General features: G+C 72.4%; 20 protein-coding genes. 11 read left to right on the forward strand and 9 right to left on the reverse strand.

Translation table 11 applies throughout. The annotated features are described in order from the left end of the window. Window positions 1-28: 28 nt before the first annotated feature. A complete protein-coding gene (locus ACGFZN_RS18200) occupies window positions 29-865 on the reverse strand; it encodes a glutamate ABC transporter substrate-binding protein (RefSeq protein ID WP_393859469.1) in 837 nt (278 codons plus the stop codon). A 77-nt stretch (window positions 866-942) separates the two neighbouring features. Then, window positions 943-1,722: an amino acid ABC transporter ATP-binding protein gene (locus ACGFZN_RS18205; protein ID WP_393859470.1), complete on the reverse strand. Its 780-nt coding sequence runs from the start codon at window positions 1,720-1,722 to the stop codon at window positions 943-945. 288 nt (window positions 1,723-2,010) lie between these two features. On the opposite strand from ACGFZN_RS18205, the gene ACGFZN_RS18210 reads away from it, so the two are divergent. Then, the gene (locus ACGFZN_RS18210) at window positions 2,011-2,697 is read left to right on the forward strand and encodes a response regulator transcription factor (protein ID WP_393859471.1); all 687 of its coding nucleotides are present in this window, start codon (window positions 2,011-2,013) and stop codon (window positions 2,695-2,697) included. A gap of 9 nt (window positions 2,698-2,706) precedes the next feature. Then, window positions 2,707-4,110, forward strand: coding sequence for an ATP-binding protein (locus ACGFZN_RS18215; RefSeq protein WP_393859472.1), 1,404 nt, complete (start codon window positions 2,707-2,709; stop codon window positions 4,108-4,110). Between the two features lie 71 nt (window positions 4,111-4,181). On the opposite strand, the gene ACGFZN_RS18220 is transcribed toward ACGFZN_RS18215, so the two are convergent. Continuing rightward, a complete protein-coding gene (locus ACGFZN_RS18220; RefSeq protein ID WP_393859473.1) occupies window positions 4,182-5,180 on the reverse strand; it encodes a TAXI family TRAP transporter solute-binding subunit in 999 nt (332 codons plus the stop codon). 132 nt (window positions 5,181-5,312) lie between these two features. On the opposite strand from ACGFZN_RS18220, the gene ACGFZN_RS18225 reads away from it, so the two are divergent. After that, window positions 5,313-5,759, forward strand: a complete 447-nt coding sequence (locus tag ACGFZN_RS18225) for a MazG nucleotide pyrophosphohydrolase domain-containing protein (RefSeq protein WP_393859474.1) — start codon at window positions 5,313-5,315, stop codon at window positions 5,757-5,759. A gap of 65 nt (window positions 5,760-5,824) precedes the next feature. On the opposite strand, the gene ACGFZN_RS18230 is transcribed toward ACGFZN_RS18225, so the two are convergent. Both ACGFZN_RS18230 and ACGFZN_RS18235 read right to left on the reverse strand, forming a co-directional pair. Further along, window positions 5,825-6,268: a MarR family winged helix-turn-helix transcriptional regulator gene (locus ACGFZN_RS18230; protein ID WP_393859475.1), complete on the reverse strand. Its 444-nt coding sequence runs from the start codon at window positions 6,266-6,268 to the stop codon at window positions 5,825-5,827. Between the two features lie 61 nt (window positions 6,269-6,329). Further along, the gene (locus ACGFZN_RS18235) at window positions 6,330-6,689 is read right to left on the reverse strand and encodes a DUF6204 family protein (RefSeq protein WP_393859476.1); all 360 of its coding nucleotides are present in this window, start codon (window positions 6,687-6,689) and stop codon (window positions 6,330-6,332) included. Between the two features lie 135 nt (window positions 6,690-6,824). Between ACGFZN_RS18235 and ACGFZN_RS18240 the strand changes: the two genes are divergently transcribed. Further along, window positions 6,825-7,574, forward strand: coding sequence for a PP2C family protein-serine/threonine phosphatase (locus ACGFZN_RS18240; protein WP_393859477.1), 750 nt, complete (start codon window positions 6,825-6,827; stop codon window positions 7,572-7,574). 46 nt (window positions 7,575-7,620) lie between these two features. Here the strand turns inward: ACGFZN_RS18240 and ACGFZN_RS18245 are convergent, their stop codons facing one another. Continuing rightward, window positions 7,621-8,277 carry a protein-L-isoaspartate(D-aspartate) O-methyltransferase gene (locus ACGFZN_RS18245; protein ID WP_393859478.1) on the reverse strand — a complete coding sequence of 219 codons (657 nt, stop codon included), beginning with the start codon at window positions 8,275-8,277 and terminating at the stop codon, window positions 7,621-7,623. A 53-nt stretch (window positions 8,278-8,330) separates the two neighbouring features. On the opposite strand from ACGFZN_RS18245, the gene ACGFZN_RS18250 reads away from it, so the two are divergent. Then, window positions 8,331-8,603 (forward strand): hypothetical protein, encoded by a 273-nt coding sequence (locus ACGFZN_RS18250; protein WP_393859479.1) that lies wholly within the window; start codon window positions 8,331-8,333, stop codon window positions 8,601-8,603. Between the two features lie 30 nt (window positions 8,604-8,633). Here the strand turns inward: ACGFZN_RS18250 and ACGFZN_RS18255 are convergent, their stop codons facing one another. Next, window positions 8,634-9,059 (reverse strand): SRPBCC family protein, encoded by a 426-nt coding sequence (locus tag ACGFZN_RS18255; RefSeq protein ID WP_393859480.1) that lies wholly within the window; start codon window positions 9,057-9,059, stop codon window positions 8,634-8,636. A 110-nt stretch (window positions 9,060-9,169) separates the two neighbouring features. Between ACGFZN_RS18255 and miaB the strand changes: the two genes are divergently transcribed. Both miaB and ACGFZN_RS18265 read left to right on the forward strand, forming a co-directional pair. Beyond that, a complete protein-coding gene (gene miaB, locus ACGFZN_RS18260; protein ID WP_393859481.1) occupies window positions 9,170-10,699 on the forward strand; it encodes a tRNA (N6-isopentenyl adenosine(37)-C2)-methylthiotransferase MiaB in 1,530 nt (509 codons plus the stop codon). Between the two features lie 170 nt (window positions 10,700-10,869). After that, window positions 10,870-11,592, forward strand: a complete 723-nt coding sequence (locus ACGFZN_RS18265) for a class III extradiol dioxygenase subunit B-like domain-containing protein (RefSeq protein WP_393859482.1) — start codon at window positions 10,870-10,872, stop codon at window positions 11,590-11,592. Between the two features lie 106 nt (window positions 11,593-11,698). Here ACGFZN_RS18265 and ACGFZN_RS18270 read toward each other — a convergent pair whose 3' ends face one another. Beyond that, window positions 11,699-11,983, reverse strand: coding sequence for an antitoxin (locus ACGFZN_RS18270; RefSeq protein ID WP_393859483.1), 285 nt, complete (start codon window positions 11,981-11,983; stop codon window positions 11,699-11,701). Between the two features lie 24 nt (window positions 11,984-12,007). Beyond that, complete coding sequence (locus ACGFZN_RS18275) at window positions 12,008-12,295, reverse strand: hypothetical protein (protein ID WP_393859484.1); 288 nt, start codon at window positions 12,293-12,295, stop codon at window positions 12,008-12,010. A gap of 181 nt (window positions 12,296-12,476) precedes the next feature. Here ACGFZN_RS18275 and miaA point away from each other — a divergent pair, with 181 nt between their 5' ends. The 4 genes from miaA to ACGFZN_RS18295 all read left to right on the forward strand — a co-directional run bounded on the left by miaA (window position 12,477) and on the right by ACGFZN_RS18295 (window position 17,940). Beyond that, a complete protein-coding gene (gene miaA, locus ACGFZN_RS18280; protein WP_393859485.1) occupies window positions 12,477-13,415 on the forward strand; it encodes a tRNA (adenosine(37)-N6)-dimethylallyltransferase MiaA in 939 nt (312 codons plus the stop codon). Between the two features lie 518 nt (window positions 13,416-13,933). Next, complete coding sequence (locus ACGFZN_RS18285) at window positions 13,934-14,407, forward strand: hypothetical protein (protein WP_393859808.1); 474 nt, start codon at window positions 13,934-13,936, stop codon at window positions 14,405-14,407. Between the two features lie 142 nt (window positions 14,408-14,549). Continuing rightward, on the forward strand, window positions 14,550-15,419 hold the full coding sequence (gene dapF, locus ACGFZN_RS18290) for a diaminopimelate epimerase (protein WP_393859486.1): 870 nt from the start codon (window positions 14,550-14,552) through the stop codon (window positions 15,417-15,419). A gap of 283 nt (window positions 15,420-15,702) precedes the next feature. Next, window positions 15,703-17,940, forward strand: coding sequence for a RelA/SpoT family protein (locus ACGFZN_RS18295; protein ID WP_393859487.1), 2,238 nt, complete (start codon window positions 15,703-15,705; stop codon window positions 17,938-17,940). The last annotated feature ends 38 nt before the right edge of the window (window positions 17,941-17,978 follow it).

The following is a 17,978-nucleotide window of genomic DNA, read 5'->3' on the forward strand; positions in this document are numbered from 1 at the left end:
ACGGACGGCGCACCCGCCGGGCGTTTCCTCAGCTCTTGATCTCGCCGATCTTCGGGGCGGGCTCGTTCTTGTAGCCGGCCGGGGCGAGGTTCTTGTCCACGGCCTTCTGCCAGGAACCGTCGGCGACCATGTCCTGGAGCGCCTTGTTGATCTTGGCCTTGAGGTCGCTGCCCTTCTTGACGCCGATGCCGTAGTTCTCGTTGGTCATCTTGAAGCCGCCGAGCTTGAACTTGCCCTTGAACTGGGCCTGGGCGGCGTAACCGGCGAGGATGGCGTCGTCCGTCGTCAGGGCGTCGATCGCCTTGTTCTGCAGGCCGGTCAGGCAGGCCGAGTACGTCGGGTACTCCTGGAGCTGGGCCTTGGGGGCCAGCTTGTCGTGCACGTTCTGCGCCGAGGTCGAGCCGGTGACCGAACACAGCTTCTTGTTGTTCAGGTCGGACGGGGACTTGATCGAGGTGTCGTCCGCGCGGACCAGCACGTCCTGGTGGGCCAGCAGGTAGGGGCCGGCGAAGTCGACCTTCTGCTGGCGCTCGGGGGTGATCGAGTAGGAGGCGGCGATGAAGTCGACGTCACCGCGCTGCAGCATGGTCTCGCGGTCGGCGCTCTTCGACTCCTTCCACTCGATCTGGTCGGCCGAGTAACCGAGCTTCTTGGCGACATAGGTGGCCACGTCGACGTCGAAGCCCGCGTAGCCCTGCGGGGTCTTCTGGCCGATGCCCGGCTGGTCGAACTTGATACCGATGGCGATCTTGTGGCCGCCGCCGGAGGAGCCGTTGTCGTCCTTCTTGCCGCCGCCGCACGCGGTGGCCCCCACGGCGAGGGCGAGCACGGCGGCCGAGGCGGCGGTGACCTTGCGGAGCTTCATGCTGAACATCCTTAGGAGTGGTGAGGAACGAGGTCCGTGGGAAAAGGCGGCCCCGCGCGCGGGGCGGCCGCGCACCGTCAGTGGTGCAGGATCTTGGACAGGAAGTCCTTGGCCCGGTCGCTGCGCGGGTTGCTGAAGAACTGGTCGGGCGCGGCCTCTTCGACGATCCGGCCGTCGGCCATGAAGACCACGCGGTTGGCGGCCGACCGCGCGAAGCCCATCTCGTGGGTGACGACGACCATCGTCATGCCCTCACGGGCGAGCTGCTGCATGACCTCGAGGACCTCGTTGATCATCTCGGGGTCGAGGGCGGAGGTCGGCTCGTCGAAGAGCATGACCTTCGGGTCCATCGCCAGGGCCCGCGCGATGGCCACGCGCTGCTGCTGGCCGCCGGACAGCTGGGCGGGGTACTTGTCGGCCTGCGTGGCCACACCGACCCGGTCGAGCAGGGACCGGGCCTTCTCCTCGGCCTGCTTCCTGTCCGCCTTGCGGACCTTGAGCTGGCCGAGCATCACGTTCTCGAGCACGGTCTTGTGCGCGAAGAGGTTGAAGGACTGGAAGACCATCCCGACGTCCGCCCGCAGCCGGGCCAGCTCCTTGCCCTCCTGCGGCAGGGGCTTGCCGTCGATGGTGATGGTGCCCGAGTCGATCGTCTCCAGGCGGTTGATGGTGCGGCACAGTGTCGACTTCCCGGACCCGGAGGGCCCGATGACCACGACGACCTCGCCGCGGGCGATCGTCAGGTCGATGTCCTGGAGCACGTGCAACGCGCCGAAGTGCTTGTTGACGCTCTTCAGGACGACCAGTTCGTCGGACGTGACCACGCTTTCCTCCTTGGTCACCGATACATTGGTCATCGCTTTCGGGCTCCGTCCTCCTCGGTTTCGGAGGACAGTAATGAGCGGCTGTGACCTGCGTCATCACATCTGAGGGAGATCTGAGCATCACGATCCGATAGCAATCGGACACGTGTCGTAGCAGTTGTCCCCCCTGTGCGTATCGGCCGGATAACGGAAGCCGAAGGCAACCGGAACGCTCTTGACTCCGTCCTTGTCCATCGGCGTCACTGCCATGGGCACGCGCGCGTGCGCCACCCGAAGCACGCGAACCCGGGCCGTACGACCGCTGAACCGAAGGGGGACGGGATGAGACTGCTGCTCGTCGAGGACGACAACCATGTCGCAGCGGCGCTGTCCGCCGTCCTCGCCCGGCACGGTTTCGAGGTCACCCACGCGCGCAGCGGCGAGGAGGCGCTGCAGGCGCTCGTCCCCGAGAGCGACGGCTTCGGCGTGGTCCTGCTCGATCTGGGGCTGCCCGACCAGGACGGTTACGAGGTCTGCGGCAAGATCCGCAAACGCACCAGCACGCCGGTGATCATGGTCACCGCGCGCTCCGACGTCCGCTCCCGCATCCACGGGCTCAACCTGGGAGCCGACGACTACGTGGTCAAGCCGTACGACACCGGGGAACTGCTCGCCCGCATCCATGCCGTCAGCAGGCGTACGGCGCACGAGGACCCGGCGTCCGGCGGCGACGGCTCCCTGCACCTCGGCCCCGTCCGCATCGAACTGCCCACGCGCCAGGTCACCGTGGACGGCGCGGTCGTCCAGCTGACCCGCAAGGAGTTCGACCTGCTCGCCCTGCTCGCGCAGCGCCCCGGCGTGGTCTTCCGGCGCGAGCAGATCATCAGCGAGGTCTGGCGCACCAGTTGGGAGGGCACCGGCCGCACCCTGGAGGTGCACGTCGCCTCCCTGCGCGCCAAACTGCGCATGCCCGCGCTGATCGAGACCGTACGCGGCGTCGGCTACCGCCTCGTCGCCCCGGCCGCCTAGCGGGGCCGGGTGCGCGCACGTCTGCTGCCGCTGCTCATCGTTCTGATGGCTGCGGTCCTGCTCGCCCTCGGGGTCCCGCTCGCCGTCAGCCTGGCCGCCGCCCAGCAGCAGAAGGTCGTCGTCGACCGCATCGACGACACGGCACGCTTCGCGGCGCTCGCCCAGTTCGTGACCGCCGGGCCCAGCGGATCGCGCCGCACCGGCACCGACGACCGGCTGGAGGCGCTGCGCAGCGAACTCGCCAGCTACTACGAGGTCTACGGCATCCACGCGGGCGTCTTCTACCGCAACGGCTCCGCCATGGCCAACGCCCCCGACGACTGGTTCGTACCGCGGACGGGGGAGGTGCGGGACGCCTTCGAGGAGGCGCTGCTCAGCCGGCGCAGCCATGACCCCCGGCAGGTGTGGCCCTGGCAGCACAGCCGGCTGGTCGTGGCCTCGCCGGTGATCCGGGACGGGGACGTCGTGGCGGTCGTGGTCACCGAGTCGCCCACCGGGCAGATGCGTTCCCGCACCCTGCGCGGCTGGATGATCATCGGAGCCGGTGAGATCGCGGCGATGCTGCTGGCCGTGGGCGCGGCGCTGCGGCTGACCGGGTGGGTGTTGCGTCCCGTACGGGTCCTGGACGCCACCACCCACGACATCGCCACCGGACGGCTGAAGTCCCGGGTCGCGGTCGCCGGCGGACCACCGGAACTCAGGCGGCTGGCCCGCTCGTTCAACGAGATGGCGGACAACGTCGAGGAAGTGCTGGAGCAGCAGCGCGCCTTCGTCGCGGACGCCTCGCACCAGCTGCGCAACCCGCTCTCGGCGCTGCTGCTGCGCATCGAACTGCTGGCACTCGAACTCCCGGAGGACAACGAGGAGATCGCCTCAGTCCGCACCGAGGGCAAGCGCCTCGCGCAGGTCCTCGACGACCTGCTCGACCTGGCGCTGGCCGAGCACGCCGAGGCGGACCTGAAGGTGACCGACATCGGCGCGCTCGCCGGGGAGCGGGTCGCCGCCTGGGCGCCGGCCGCCGAGGCCAAGGGCGTCCAACTGACCGGCGACTGCCCGCCCACCACCGCCTGGGCGGACCCGATCACCCTGTCCAGCGCCCTGGACGCGGTGATCGACAACGCCGTGAAGTTCACCCCCGAAGACGGCACGGTGGAGGTCGCCGTCACCGCCGACGGCGACACCTCCACGGTCGTCGTCACCGACACCGGTCCCGGCCTCACCGACGAGGAACTCGCCCGCGTGGGCGACCGCTTCTGGCGCAGCGGCCGCCACCAGAACGTCAAGGGCTCGGGCCTCGGCCTGTCCATCGTGCGCACACTTCTCACGGCGTGCGGCGGCTCGATCGAGTACGCCCACCACGAGCCGCGAGGGCTCCGGGTGACGGTGAGGGTCCCGAGACACGGGGAGAGCTGAGCGGGGGGGGACTGGGCGTGTCCCGCGTGCCGCTCCGTGGCGCGGGACCGGCGGCGCGGCGTGCGGCGTCGCTAAGGCTTCACCTCGCGGTAGTAGCGGCGGGCGCCCTCCTGGAGGGGCAGGGGGTCGGTGTAGATGGCGGTGCGCAGGTCGACCAGCTGGGCGGAGTGGACGTGGGCGCCGATGCCGTCGCGGCTCTTGATCACCGTGCGGGTCACCCACTCGGTGAGCCGGGGGTCCACGTCCGTACGGGTCATCAGCAGGTTGGACACCGCGAGCGTCGGCACCTCGTTGCCCTGTTGCACGGCCGGGTAGGCGGACTCGGGGATGTTGGTGGCCCGGTAGTAACGCGACTCCTGGCCCTGGCCGTGCAGCCGCGTGACGACGTCGCCCTCGATGGGCACGAACTTGAAGGCGCCCTTCCGGGCCAGCCCGACGAGCCCCTTGGTCGGCAGGCCGCCCGACCAGAAGAAGGCGTCGATCCCGCCCCGCTCCAACCGGTCCGGCCCGGTGTCGATGCCGTCCGGGAACGGCGTGATGTCCTTGCGCGGGTCGATGCCGGAGGCCCTGAGCACCCGGTCGGCGATCAGCCGCACCCCGGAGTCGGGCAGCCCTATCGCCACCCGCTTGTGCCGCAGATCCGCGATGTTCCTGATGCCCGAGTCGCTGCGCACGATGAGGTGCACGTAGTCGTCGTAGAGCCGGGCCACTCCGCGCAGCCGCCCGGCGCCGCTGCCGTGCGCCAGCTCGTACTCCTCCACCGCGTCGGCCGCCGCGATGGTGAAGTCGGCCCTGCCGGTCGCCACCCGCTGCACGTTCTCCTGCGAGCCGGCGCTGTTCAGCAGCTTCACCTTCAGATCGGGCATGTCCTTGGCGAACTCGGCGCGCAGCCGCTCGCCGTACTCCTGGTAGACCCCCCGGGGCGTGCCCGTGCTGAAGACGATCGTCCCGCTCGGCGGCTTCTCGCCCAGCGGCAGCAGCCACCACAGCAGCAGGCCGAGCACCACGGCGCCGGCGGCCGCGGCCGGCAGCGCCCGGCGCCTGCCGAGACGGGGGAAGACCTTGGACATGCGGCGATCCTGCCAGGCCGGGCGCGACCCTGACCAGGGCCGAGGTCACGCGGGGCCGGTGCCCGGACCGCTCGGGGCGGCCCCGTGAGAAGGACGGCGGGCACTGTCAGTGGCCGCCGTTACAGTCGTCGCATGAGCACTTCGCCCGCCGACCTCGTCCGAGAGTTCCACCACGCCTTCGGCCTGGACGCCCGCAGTACGCCGACGGAGGTGGACCTCGAACTGGCCGCGCACCGCGGGGAGCTGCTCGCCGAGGAGGCCGCGGAGGTCGCCGAGGTCGCGGCCCACGGCCCGCTGGACAGACTCGCGCACGAACTCGCGGACGTGGTCTACGTGGCGTACGGCACCGCGCTGGTGCACGGCATCGACCTCGATGAGGTGATCGCCGAGATCCACCGCGCCAACATGAGCAAGCTCGGCCCGGACGGACAGGTCGCCCGCCGGGCCGACGGCAAGGTGCTCAAGGGCGAGCACTACCGCGCGCCGGATGTGTCGGCCGTACTGCGCCGCCAGGGCTGGCTACCGGCGGCGCAGGACGGCTCTTCCCGGACGAGCGCCCAGCAGCGGACGAGCGCCTAGGCGGACGGATGCGCCGCGTCGCATGCCGAGGGCCGGCGCGTCCGAGCGTCGGCGCGTGCCGAGGGTCAGTCGCCGGTCAGGCCGGTGCCGCCGAGCCGGGTGAGCAGGGTCGACAGCTGGGTGAGGGTCTCGCCGTTCCACACCGGGGCGGTGAAGATCTCGGAGGCGGTCTCCTCGGCCGTGGCGGTCATCTCCCGCAGCCGCCGGCGGCCCGTCGCGGTCAGCGACGCGTAGGCCACGCGCGCGTCCCGGGCGTCCGGCTCGCGGGTCACCAGTCCGATCCGCTCCAGCGGCGCCAGCCCACGCGTGACCCCGGAGGCCGTCATGCCCAGTGCCTCGGCGAGGTCGACGCGGCGCATCCGTCCGCCGGGCGCCTGCGACAGGCGCAGCAGCAGGGTGAAGTCGGCGAGGCTGACGCCGTGCAGGCCGCTCAGCCGGGAGTCGAAGCGCCGTACGAGCGCCGCCTGGGCCCGTACCAGCCGCAGGACCGCGTCCAGGGTGTCGCTCATCGCCGCAGCTCACCGCCCATGCGGGCCCGCACTTGCTTGCCATGTCCTTGAGTAGTCAAGTTTATGCCCCGTTCGAACGGGCCGCGCGCCGCTGCCGCTTGCCCATCGGCGCCTGGGAGAGGTCCTCGGCGGTGCAGCGGAGGTGCTTGAAGCCGTAGCCGCGCTCGGTCAGCCAGGCCTTCGCGGCCGCCTCGGCCTGCTCGGTGGCCTCCAGGATGTCCTCCTCTTCCTCGCCGGTGTCGGAGAAGCGGAAGACGAACGCCGGCCGGGCGGCGATGTCGTAGGTGAGGGTGCCCTCGGGCGTGAACGCGGCACGCAGCGTGTCGTGCTCGGCGGCGTCGGCCAGCAGCGCGGCCCGCTGGGCGTCGGTGAGCCCGTCGAAGGTGCCGCGGACGGTGATCCGGAATGTGCGAGTGGTCATCCCGCGACCCTAGATGCGGCGGGCCCGCCGCATCCACCGGGTTTCCGGACGCGGACGATGCCTACCCTGGACCCGTACACCGGCGGCGACCGGCGCCCCACGGCGGCTGCCGGCTCTCACAGGACGGTGCGTTGCATGCGGTATGTGGCGGTGAGTGCGCTGAGCCATCCCGGGCTGCTCCGCGAACGCAACGAGGACAGTCTGGTGGCCGGGCCGTGGACGCTGTGCGCCACGGTGACGGAGAGTCCGCAGACCTTCGTCTTCCCGCTCGGCACGCCCCTGGTCGTCGCCGTCGCCGACGGCCTCGGCGGGCATCCCGGCGGCGACGTGGCCAGCGCCCTGGTCGCCCGCCGGATCGCGGCCGTCGGCCCCGCCCTGAGCAGCGAGGACACCCTGCGCGACACCTTGAGCGCCTGCAACCGCGCCGTGTACGAGGCCGCCGGAGGCGACGAGCCGGGCGAGCTCGCGGCCATGGGCACGACGGTCGCCGGCCTCGTCGTCCAGCCGGACTCGCTGCTGGTGTTCAACGTGGGCGACAGCCGGGTCTTCGCGGCGTCCGGCGACGGGCTGCGCCAGGTGAGCGTCGACGACAGCCCGCCGCTCGAACCCGGGCAGCGCACCACGTCGATCGTCACCCAGTGCCTGGGCGGCAGCCCCTCCTACCGCCCCGTCCGCCCCCATGTGGCCACCGAGTCGCTCGCGCCGGGCGCCCGCTATCTCGTCTGCACCGACGGCCTGACCGATCCGGTGCCGACGGACGTCCTCGACGAGGTGATGCGCGAGCGCGACGACGGCCGGGCGGCCTTCGAGCTGTGGAAGGCCGCCATCGAGGCGGGCGGCCCGGACAACATCACGCTCGCGGTCGTACGCGTATCGGACGAGTGAGCCGCGGCCGGGAAGGCCGAGCCGCAGGCCCCCGTAGTCCTGCGCGTCACTCCGCCTCCTCCGGAGGGAAGCCGTACCGCCCCCGCAGCCGGACGAAGCAGGCCCCGGTCACCACCCGCAGCCGCGCCAGCCCGGACGGGGTGCGCGCGAAGCACACGACCTGCTCGTGCCCGCCCGGCCCGACCGGCTGCACCAGGCGGCCACCCGGCCGCACCTGCGCGGCCAGCGGCGCGGGCACCTCGGGGAACGCCGCCGAGACGAGGACGGCGTCGTAGGGCCCGCGGTCCGGCATGCCGCCGCTGCCGTCGCCGACCCGCAGGTCCACGTTCCGCACACCGTGACGCGCAAGGTTCTCGCCCGCCCGGCGGGCCAGGTCCGGGCGTATCTCGACGCTGACCACGTCGGCGGCCAGCCGCGCGAGCAGCGCGGTCTGGAAACCGAGGCCCGTACCGACCTCCAGGACGTGCTCCGCCCCGCTCAGCGAGAGGGCCTCGATCATCAGGGCGGACAGCGAGGGCTGCGTGGTGACCTGACCCTCGCCGATCGGGACGGGCACGTCCTGGTAGGCGGCGGCCCGCTCGCCGGCCGGGACGAACGCAGCCCGGGGCGTCGCCCGTACGGCTTCGAGCAGCCGCTCGTCCGCGATCCCGGCGGCCAGCAGGGCCCGCACGAGATCGTCCGGTGCTCCGGGTACGGCGTGCACGGACCGGCTCACCACCTCGCGCCCCCGACGGTGCGGGCGCCTACCGTGGAGGCATGAGCGAGATCGTCGTCTACGAACTCGACAACCCGGCGGCCACGCGCTCCGCAGCGCAGCGCACCGGCGTGGAACGGCGCGTCCGCAGGGTGCACGCGGCTCCGGCCGCTCCCGGGTCGCGCACGACCGCGGGGCCGCGGACCCTGTGCGGCAAGGACACCTTCGCCATGGAGACGGCCGGTGCGCCCTCCGAAGGCCCGGGAGCGCCCTGGTACCCGGAGGAACACGCCTCGCTGGTCTGCCCGGACTGCGCCGCCGTGATGGAGGCCTGACCGGCCGCTCCGGCTACTGTGTCCGGCGGCTCACCCGCGCTCCACGTACTCCTTGAAGTGCTCCAGATCGCTGCGGACGAGCCGCTGGATCGCGTTGGTCTGGGCGAACCCCCTGGGGCCGCCGAAGGCGCTCCGGACGGTCTCGGGGTCGTACTCCACCCGGGCCTGGATCCGGGTGTGGTCCCGGTCGATCGGCTGGACCGAGAAGGAGCCCGTCAGCTCAGGGGCGCTCCTGGTGAGCCACTCCATCACGTGTTCCCCGCGGTCGGTCACCTCGGCCTCGACCTCACGGGAACGGCCGCCCGCCTCGACCTCCAGATGTGCTCGGCCCCCGGCCTCCGTACGGGCGCCCCGCACTCCTTGCACGAAGCGCGGGTAGTTCTCCAGCCGGTGCAGGGAATCCCAGGCCGCGTCGATCGGGACGTCCACGTCGACATGCAGTTCGAGGGTGCTCATGGCGTACCTCCATGTGCAGCTCATGACGCATGGCCTTCTGCTACCAGTGTGCGCCCGGCGAGGCCGGGGAGGCGGGACGGGGCCCTTCCGGCAGCGCCTACCCTTGACGCATGACCAGCAGCAGCGACCGGAGCCCCGCAGTGGACGTGCCCGCACCCAAGAGCTACGAGATCCGCACCTACGGGTGCCAGATGAACGTCCACGATTCGGAGCGATTGGCCGGCCTGCTGGAAGACGCCGGATACGTACGCGCCCCCGAGGGGTCGGACGGGGACGCCGACGTGGTCGTGTTCAACACCTGCGCCGTGCGGGAGAACGCCGACAACCGGCTGTACGGCAACCTCGGCCGGCTCGCCCCGAAGAAGGCCTCGCGGCCCGGCATGCAGATCGCGGTCGGCGGCTGCCTGGCGCAGAAGGACCGCGACACCATCGTGAAGAAGGCGCCCTGGGTGGACGTCGTCTTCGGCACGCACAACATCGGCAAGCTGCCCGTCCTGCTGGAGCGCGCCCGGGTGCAGGAGGAGGCGCAGGTCGAGATCGCCGAGTCGCTGGAGGCGTTCCCGTCGACGCTGCCGACGCGGCGCGAGAGCGCGTACGCGGCCTGGGTGTCGATCTCCGTCGGCTGCAACAACACCTGCACCTTCTGTATCGTCCCGGCCCTGCGCGGCAAGGAGAAGGACCGCCGGCCCGGCGACATCCTCGCCGAGGTCGAGGCGCTGGTCGCCGAGGGCGTCTCCGAGATCACGCTGCTCGGCCAGAACGTCAACGCCTACGGCTCCGACATCGGCGACCGCGAGGCCTTCAGCAAGCTGCTGCGCGCCTGCGGCACCATCGAGGGCCTGGAGCGGGTCCGCTTCACCTCCCCGCACCCGCGCGACTTCACCGACGACGTGATCGCCGCCATGGCCGAGACCCCGAACGTGATGCCGCAGCTGCACATGCCGCTGCAGTCCGGTTCCGACACCGTGCTGAAGGCGATGCGCCGCTCCTACCGCCAGGAGCGCTACCTCGGGATCATCGAGAAGGTCCGGGCCGCCATCCCGCACGCCGCGATCACCACCGACATCATCGTGGGCTTCCCCGGCGAGACCGAGGAGGACTTCGAGCAGACCCTGCACGTGGTCCGCGAGGCCCGGTTCGCGCAGGCGTTCACCTTCCAGTACTCCAAGCGGCCGGGGACCCCGGCCGCCACCATGGAGAACCAGATCCCCAAGGAGGTCGTCCAGGCGCGCTACGAGCGGCTGGTCGCCCTCCAGGAGGAGATCTCCTGGGAGGAGAACAAGAAGCAGGTCGGCCGCACGCTGGAGCTGATGGTCGCCGAGGGCGAGGGCCGCAAGGACGGCGCCACGCACCGCCTCTCCGGCCGCGCCCCCGACAACCGCCTGGTCCACTTCACCAAGCCGGAGCAGCAGGTGCGCCCCGGTGACGTGGTCACGGTCGAGGTGACGTACGCCGCCCCGCACCACCTCCTCGCCGAGGGGCCCGTCCTCTCCGTGCGCCGCACGCGCGCGGGCGACGCCTGGGAGAAGCGCAACGCCGCCGAGGCCGCCAAGCCGGCCGGCGTCATGCTGGGCCTGCCGAGGGTCGGCGCGCCGGAGCCGCTGCCGGTCGCGACGGGCAGCGGCTGCGGCTGCGACTGACCGTCTTGGGCCAGCGGCTGCGGCTGACCGTCTTCGCCCTCCCCGGCGGCAGACTGCGCCAGGGCGCGCCGGCGAAGGTGCCGAGGACGTTTTCACGTCCTCGGCCCGACCGGCGTGCCCCTCGAGGACCGGCTCGGCCGGCGGCCGTCGCACGGCGTACCCTGCCGATCATGCTTGTCGCCGCCGCAGTCTGTCCCTGCCCTCCGCTGCTCGTGCCCGAGGTGGCCGCGGGCGCCGCTCCCGAGATGGACGCCGCGCGCTCGGCGTGCACCGACGCGCTCGGCGTGCTCGCGGCCGCCCGCCCGGACCTCCTGGTGGTCGTCGGGCCCGCCGGGGACAGCGGAGGCGGAACATTCCCGCAGGGCACCCCGGGGTCCTTCCGCGGGTTCGGGGTCGACGTGCGGGTACGGCTCGGCTCCGCCGGCGACACCGGCTCCGAGTCCTCCAGGCGCGAGCTGCCGCCGTCGCTGGCCGTCGGCGCGTGGCTGCTGGAGCGGACCGGCTGGGCCGATGCCCCGATCGAGGGGCTCGCGGTCGAGGAGTCGCTGGCGCCCGAGCGGAGCGCCGAAGCCGGCCGGCAGACCGGCGCCCGGGCGGAGCGGGTGGCGCTGCTGGTCATGGGAGACGCCAGCGCGTGCCGCACGGTCAAGGCTCCGGGCTACCTGGACGAGCGGGCGGCGCCCTTCGACGCGGAGGTCGCGCGGGCGCTGGGCACGGCGGACGTCCCGGCCCTCCAGGCGCTCGACCCCGCTCTGGCGCACGAACTGAAGGCCTCCGGCCGGGCCCCCTGGCAGATCCTGGCCGGCGCCGCGCAGGACACGGCCCTCACCGGCTCCCTGCTGTACGAGGACGCGCCGTACGGCGTGGGGTATGTGGTGGCCACCTGGTCCTAGGAGGACTGGTCGTGGGGGAACGGGACGGCGGACGGTCGCGGAGCCGGCGTGCTCCGCGGCCGTCCGCCGTACCGCATGCCCTTGGTGCGCATGCCGTTCGCGAGACTCAGGAAGCAGGTGGCGGGCCCTCCGGCGGGGTGGGGGTCGTCGGCCGGCCGGGGCCGGTCGCCGGGCCGGGACCTTCCTTGTGCGCGAGGCGGTCGAACGCCTCCTTGGCCTTCCCGGTACCCGTCTGGATCCTGTCGCTGTACTTGCCCTTGGTCCGCTCGTCCACGACCTTCGCGGCCTTGTCGATGCCGTGCTGGACCTTGTCCCCGTGCTGGCGCGCGAGGTCCGACACCTTGTCCCTGGCCGGGCCGAGCTTGGCCTTCATGTTGTCCATCAGACCCATGGTCCACCTTCCCTCGCCGGGCGGTTACCTCCGGGCGCCCTCGCCCGACTCGTTGTCGGCGGCCTCCTCGGCGGACTGCTGCTTGGGGATGCCGGAGCCGTCGGACGCGTCGTCCGCCGCGGCGCCGCAGCGCCCCGTCGCGTCCTCGCCGGCGTCCCCGGCCGAACCCTTCGCCTCCGCCGTGCCGGCCGCCTCGGCCTGAGCCGGCTCCGCTCCCTCGGCCTCGTCCGGCTCCGCGCCGGTCTGCGCCTCGGCGGCCGACGCCTCCGGAGCCGTCTTCGACCTGCCGAGGAGTCGTGCAAAAACGCCCATATCCACTCCATACGGTACTCGTGCGGGCGAATTCCCGCGTCACCCGGTGCGTACGGTTGCGCCGCCCGGGCCACCGCCTCCGGTGATCCGGATGGCGGTATCCGCACGGGCAACGACCAGGGATCCGACCTGTCACGTAACTCGTTCGAGGCACCGCCCACAGGTTTGCAAGACTGGTGCGGTGAGCAGTGCACCCTCCACCCCCCGCGTCATCGCCGTCGTCGGACCCACCGCGGCCGGAAAGTCCGATCTCGGCGTCTTCCTCGCCCAGCAGCTCGGCGGGGAGGTCGTCAACGCGGACTCCATGCAGCTGTACCGAGGGATGGACATCGGCACCGCCAAGCTGACGCCCGAGGAGCGCGGCGGCGTCCCGCACCACCTGCTCGACATCTGGGACGTCACCGTCACCGCCTCCGTCGCCGAGTACCAGAAGCTGGCCCGCGCCCGGATCGACGCACTGCTCGCCGAGGGCCGCTGGCCCATCCTGGTCGGCGGCTCCGGCCTGTACGTCCGCGGGGCCGTCGACAACCTGGAGTTCCCCGGCACCGACCCCGTGGTCCGGGCCCGCCTGGAGGAGGAGCTCGCGCTGCGCGGTTCCGGCGCGCTGCACGCCCGGCTGGCCGCCGCCGACCCGGAGGCCGCCCGCGCGATCCTGCCGAGCAACGGCCGCCGTATCGTCCGGGCGCTGGAAGTGATCGAGATCACCGGCCGGCCGTTCACCGCGAACCTGCCGGGCCACGACTCCGTGTACGACACCGTGCAGATCGGGGTGGACGTGGCCCGCCCGGAACTGGACGAGCGCATCGCGCGCCGCGTCGACCGGATGTGGGAGGCCGGTCTCGTGGACGAGGTGCGCGCACTGGAGGCGCAGGGGTTGCGCGAGGGGCGCACGGCGTCGCGTGCGCTCGGTTACCAGCAGGTGCTGGCGGCGCTCGCCGGGGAGTGCACGGAAGCGGAAGCGCGAGCCGAGACGGTGCGTGCGACCAAGCGCTTCGCCCGCCGCCAGGATTCGTGGTTCAGGCGCGATCCCCGGGTGCACTGGCTGAGCGGGGCCGTCGCGGACCGCGGGGAACTTCCGCACCAGGCCCTGGCGTTGGTCGAACGACCGGTTACAGCCTGATCACGTCATGGCATCGGGATGCGCCGCCGGTCATCGCTGCCTTCGGCGCCGTGCCATCATCGAGCTTCGATCGACCAAGTGGAGCCAAGTTGGGAGGGCGCGTGGCGATGGAGGCCGGCCCTCGCGACACCGCACACAGTGCAGAGCATGTCACCACCGCCGGTGACGAACCGGACCCGCGCGGCGGCCGTCCCGCCGACGACTGCCTGGCCGAGGACCGTCTCGCCGAAGACGGCCGGAACCTCGCGGAAGAGCGGCGGAACGGAGACCGGCTGGGCGGCAACCGGCTGTCCGGAGGCCTCCTGGACACGGAGCGGAGCGGCCTGGCCGACGGCCGTTCCGCCGAGGACCGTCGCGTGGAGGACGGTCGCGCGGGAGGCCGTCGCGCGGAGGCCCGCGTGATCGAGCAGCGGCCGGCCGGGGACCGGCTGAGCGAGGGCTCCCTGAGTGCTCTCCCGCTGAGCGAGGACCCCTTGACCGCCGTTCGGCTGAGCGACGATCCCCTGAGCGCTCCCCGGCTGGGCGAGGAGCCCCTGGGCGGAGCCGGCGAGGATCCCCTCGGGGGAGCCCGGCTGGCCGACGACGGCCCCGACGAGGCGCCGGACGGAGTGACGGACGACGGGCCCGAGCCGGAGGAGATGTACTCCGACGGTCCGAAGGTCGAGGTCGAACTGCGTCCGCAGCGCAGGCTCCGCCTGTGGCAGCTCGCCCCCATCGTGGGACTGTCCGCCGTCGGCTCCCTGATGTTCGCCTTCCCGCTCGCCTTCGACTTCGGCGACAGCGGCGCCGTCATCGCCATGCTCGGCCTGCTGATCTGCTCCTGCGCCGCCGGCTGGGGCATGATGGCCGCCCGCCGCGTGGGCTACACCTGGCCCGGACTGCCCGCCCGGGGCTCCGGCCGCCGCCCCGACTGGCGGGTCGTCCTCGGATACGTGCTCCTGGTGGCCGTGGTGGTCGTCCTCGCGGTGTGGCGCGTCGCACGGCTCCGCTAGAAGAAGCCCGGAAGCGGCGCAGGACCCGAAGGGGCGCGGGGAACAGCGCGATAAGCCCCCACCGGGCCGCGGCCTCCCGGCACCCCGACCACCCCGTCTCCCACCGGCGAAGCCCGGCGCAGCGACCCCGTACGATCGAGGAATGAGCACACCGATCCCCTTCCTCAAGGGTCACGGCACCGAGAACGACTTCGTGATCGTCCCGGACCCGGAGAACGCCCTCGACCTGAGCCCGGCCGCCGTCGCCGCCCTGTGCGACCGTCGCGCCGGCATCGGCGGGGACGGGGTGCTGCACGTGGTGCGCTCCGCCGCCCACCCGGAGGCCCGGGCGATGGCGGCCGAGGCCGAGTGGTTCATGGACTACCGCAACGGCGACGGCTCGGTCGCCGAGATGTGCGGCAACGGCGTTCGTGTGTTCGCGCGCTACCTCCAGCACGCCGGCCATGTGGGCGAAGGCGACCTCGCGATCGCCACGCGCGCGGGCGTGAAGACCGTCCACATCGCCAAGGACGGCGACATCACCGTCGGCATGGGCCGCGCCCGGCTGCCGGAGGGTGAGGTCACGGTGAACGTCGGCGAGCGCAGCTGGCCCGCGCGGAACGTGAACATGGGCAACCCGCACGCGGTCGCCTTCGTGGACGACCTGGCGCAGGCCGGCACCCTCTACAGCCCGCCGCCGGTCAGCCCGGCGTCCGCATACCCGGACGGGGTCAACGTCGAGTTCGTCGTCGACCGCGGCCCCCGCCACGTCGCCATGCGCGTGCACGAGCGCGGCTCCGGCGAGACCCGTTCGTGCGGCACGGGCGCGTGCGCGGTCGCCGTGGCCGCGGCCCGCCGCGACGGCGCCGACCCGGTGGTCACCGGCACCCCCGTCACGTACACCGTCGATCTGCCCGGCGGCCGTCTGACCATCACCGAACGGCCCGACGGCGACATCGAGATGACCGGACCCGCCGTGATCGTCGCCGAGGGCGAGATCGACGGAGATTGGCTGGAAAGCGCCCTCCGCTGATCCGGAACGACCGGCCGGAAAGACGTCCTCACCTCCCGGATCAGCGGTTTCCGTCGACCGGGGGTCGAGTGAACCACCGGCGGTTCCGGAGTCGTTGGCGCAAATCCTAAACATCGATCTCTTCGCTCGAATGGGTGATCCGTTTCACGCTCGGCGAGAGGCGGTCGGTCGCACGTGGTGGGCTCGATAGCATCAAGCACCGGCACGGACGGGGGAACGTCGCCATCCCTGAGCCGCGTACGCCCTGGGGCCCCGTCCGCCGGTCCACGAGCCGGAGGTGCCCATGAGTGCGGAGGCCACGAACCCCGCGAGTCCTGGCCCGGTAGCGCCCATGGCGTCCGCGGCGGCCACCGCCCCCGCGGTGCCCAGAGCGGACCGCAGGAAATCCCGGGCCCGGATCGACCTGCGCAGGCTCGGCCGGGCCGCCTTGCTCGGCCCCGCCGTCCGCGACAAGCTGCCCGACGCGATCAGCCACGTCGTGGAGGCGCACCGCGCCCACCACCCCGACGCCGACCTCGACCCGCTGCGCCGCGCCTACGTCCTCGCGGAGTCCTCGCACCGCGGCCAGATGCGCAAGAGCGGCGAGCCGTACATCACCCACCCGCTCGCGGTGACCCTGATCCTCGCCGAACTCGGCGCCGAGACCACGACCTTGACCGCTTCCCTGCTCCATGACACCGTCGAGGACACCGATGTGACGCTGGATCAGGTGCGGGATCAGTTCGGCGAGGAGGTCCGTTACCTCGTCGACGGGGTCACGAAACTGGAGAAGGTCGACTACGGCGCCGCCGCCGAGCCGGAGACCTTCCGCAAGATGCTCGTCGCCACCGGCAACGACGTGCGCGTGATGTCGATCAAACTCGCCGACCGCCTGCACAACATGCGCACCCTCGGAGTGATGCGCCCCGAGAAACAGGCACGGATCGCCAAGGTCACCCGCGACGTCCTCATCCCGCTCGCCGAACGCCTCGGCGTGCAGGCCCTGAAGACCGAGATGGAGGACCTGGTCTTCGCCATCCTCCACCCCGAGGAGTACGAGCACACCCGCGAACTGATCGCCGAGAACGCCGCCCGCCGCGACGACCCGCTCGCGGAGGTCGCCGACGAGATGCGCGGGGTGCTGCGCGAGGCGGGCCTCCAGGCCGAAGTCCTCATCCGCCCCCGCCACTTCGTCTCCGTCCACCGCGTCGCCCGCAAACGCGGGCAGCTGCGCGGCACCGACTTCGGCCGCCTGCTCGTGCTGGTGAACGAGGACGCCGACTGCTACGGCGTCCTCGGCGAACTGCACACCTGTATGACGCCGGTCGTCTCGGAGTTCAAGGACTTCATCGCCGTACCGAAGTTCAACCTGTACCAGTCGCTGCACACCGCCGTCGCCCGCCCCGACGGACAGGTCGTCGAAGTCCTCATCCGCACCCACCAGATGCACAAGGTCGCCGAGGCCGGAGTCATCGCCCTCGGCAACCCCTACGCCGCGGCCTCCGACGCCCCCGCCTCCGGCGCTGCCGCATCCGAGGCCCCGGCCGACGGCGAGCGCGCCGACCCCACCCGCCCCGGCTGGCTCTCCCGCCTCCTGGACTGGCAGCAGGCCGCACCCGACCCCGACACCTTCTGGTCCACCCTGCGCGAGGACCTCGCCCAGGACCGCGAGATCACCGTCTTCCGCCCCGACGGCGGCACCCTCGGCCTGCCCGAGGGCGCCACCTGCGTGGACGCCGCCTACGCCCAGTACGGCGAGGACGCGCACGCCTGCATCGGCGCCCGCGTCAACGGCCGCCTGGCCACCCTCAGCACCGTCCTGAAGGACGGCGACACCGTCCAGCTCCTCATGGGACAGGACCCCGCCTCCGAGCCCTCCCGCGAATGGCTGGAGCACGCCCACACCCCGGCCGCCCGCATCGCCATCCAGCGCTGGCTGGCCACACACCCCGGCGGCGGCGGGACGGACGACGCGGCCGACCCGCGCCTGGAACCGGCCGAGGGCGTCGCCGCGCCGCGCCTCGCGACGGGTACACGCCCCGTGACCGGCGCCGCTCCGGCGTCGGGCGCCGAGGCCGGCCGCCCCCGGCGTCCCGACGTCCTCGTGGACCGGCCGGGCGCGTCCGTACGGCTCGCGGGGTGCTGTACGCCCGTGCCGCCGGACGAGATCACCGGCTTCGCGGTGCGTGGGGGAGTGGTGACCGTGCACCGGGTGGCGTGCGCCGCGGTGACGCACATGAAGAGCAAGGGGCGCGCGGAGATCGGCGTGCGCTGGGGGGACACCACCGAGTGCCGGGTCACCCTGGTCGCTGAATCGTTCGGCCGCCCCCATCTGCTCGCCGACCTCACCGAGGCGATCTCCTCGGCGGGCGCCGACATCGTCTCGGCGACCGTGGAACCGCCCAGCCAGCAGCGGGTCCGGCACACCTACACCCTCCAGCTCCCCGACGCGGCCCACCTCCCGTCCGTGATGCGCGCCATGCGCGACGTCCCGGGCGTGTACGACGTGGCCCGCGCCCAGCACCAGACGCCGGGGGATTGACGACCGCCGCCAGGGGGCGCCGCCAGGGGTGGTGCTCG

This window comes from Streptomyces sp. NPDC048192, from assembly GCF_043202415.1.
Lineage (GTDB): Bacteria > Actinomycetota > Actinomycetes > Streptomycetales > Streptomycetaceae > Streptomyces.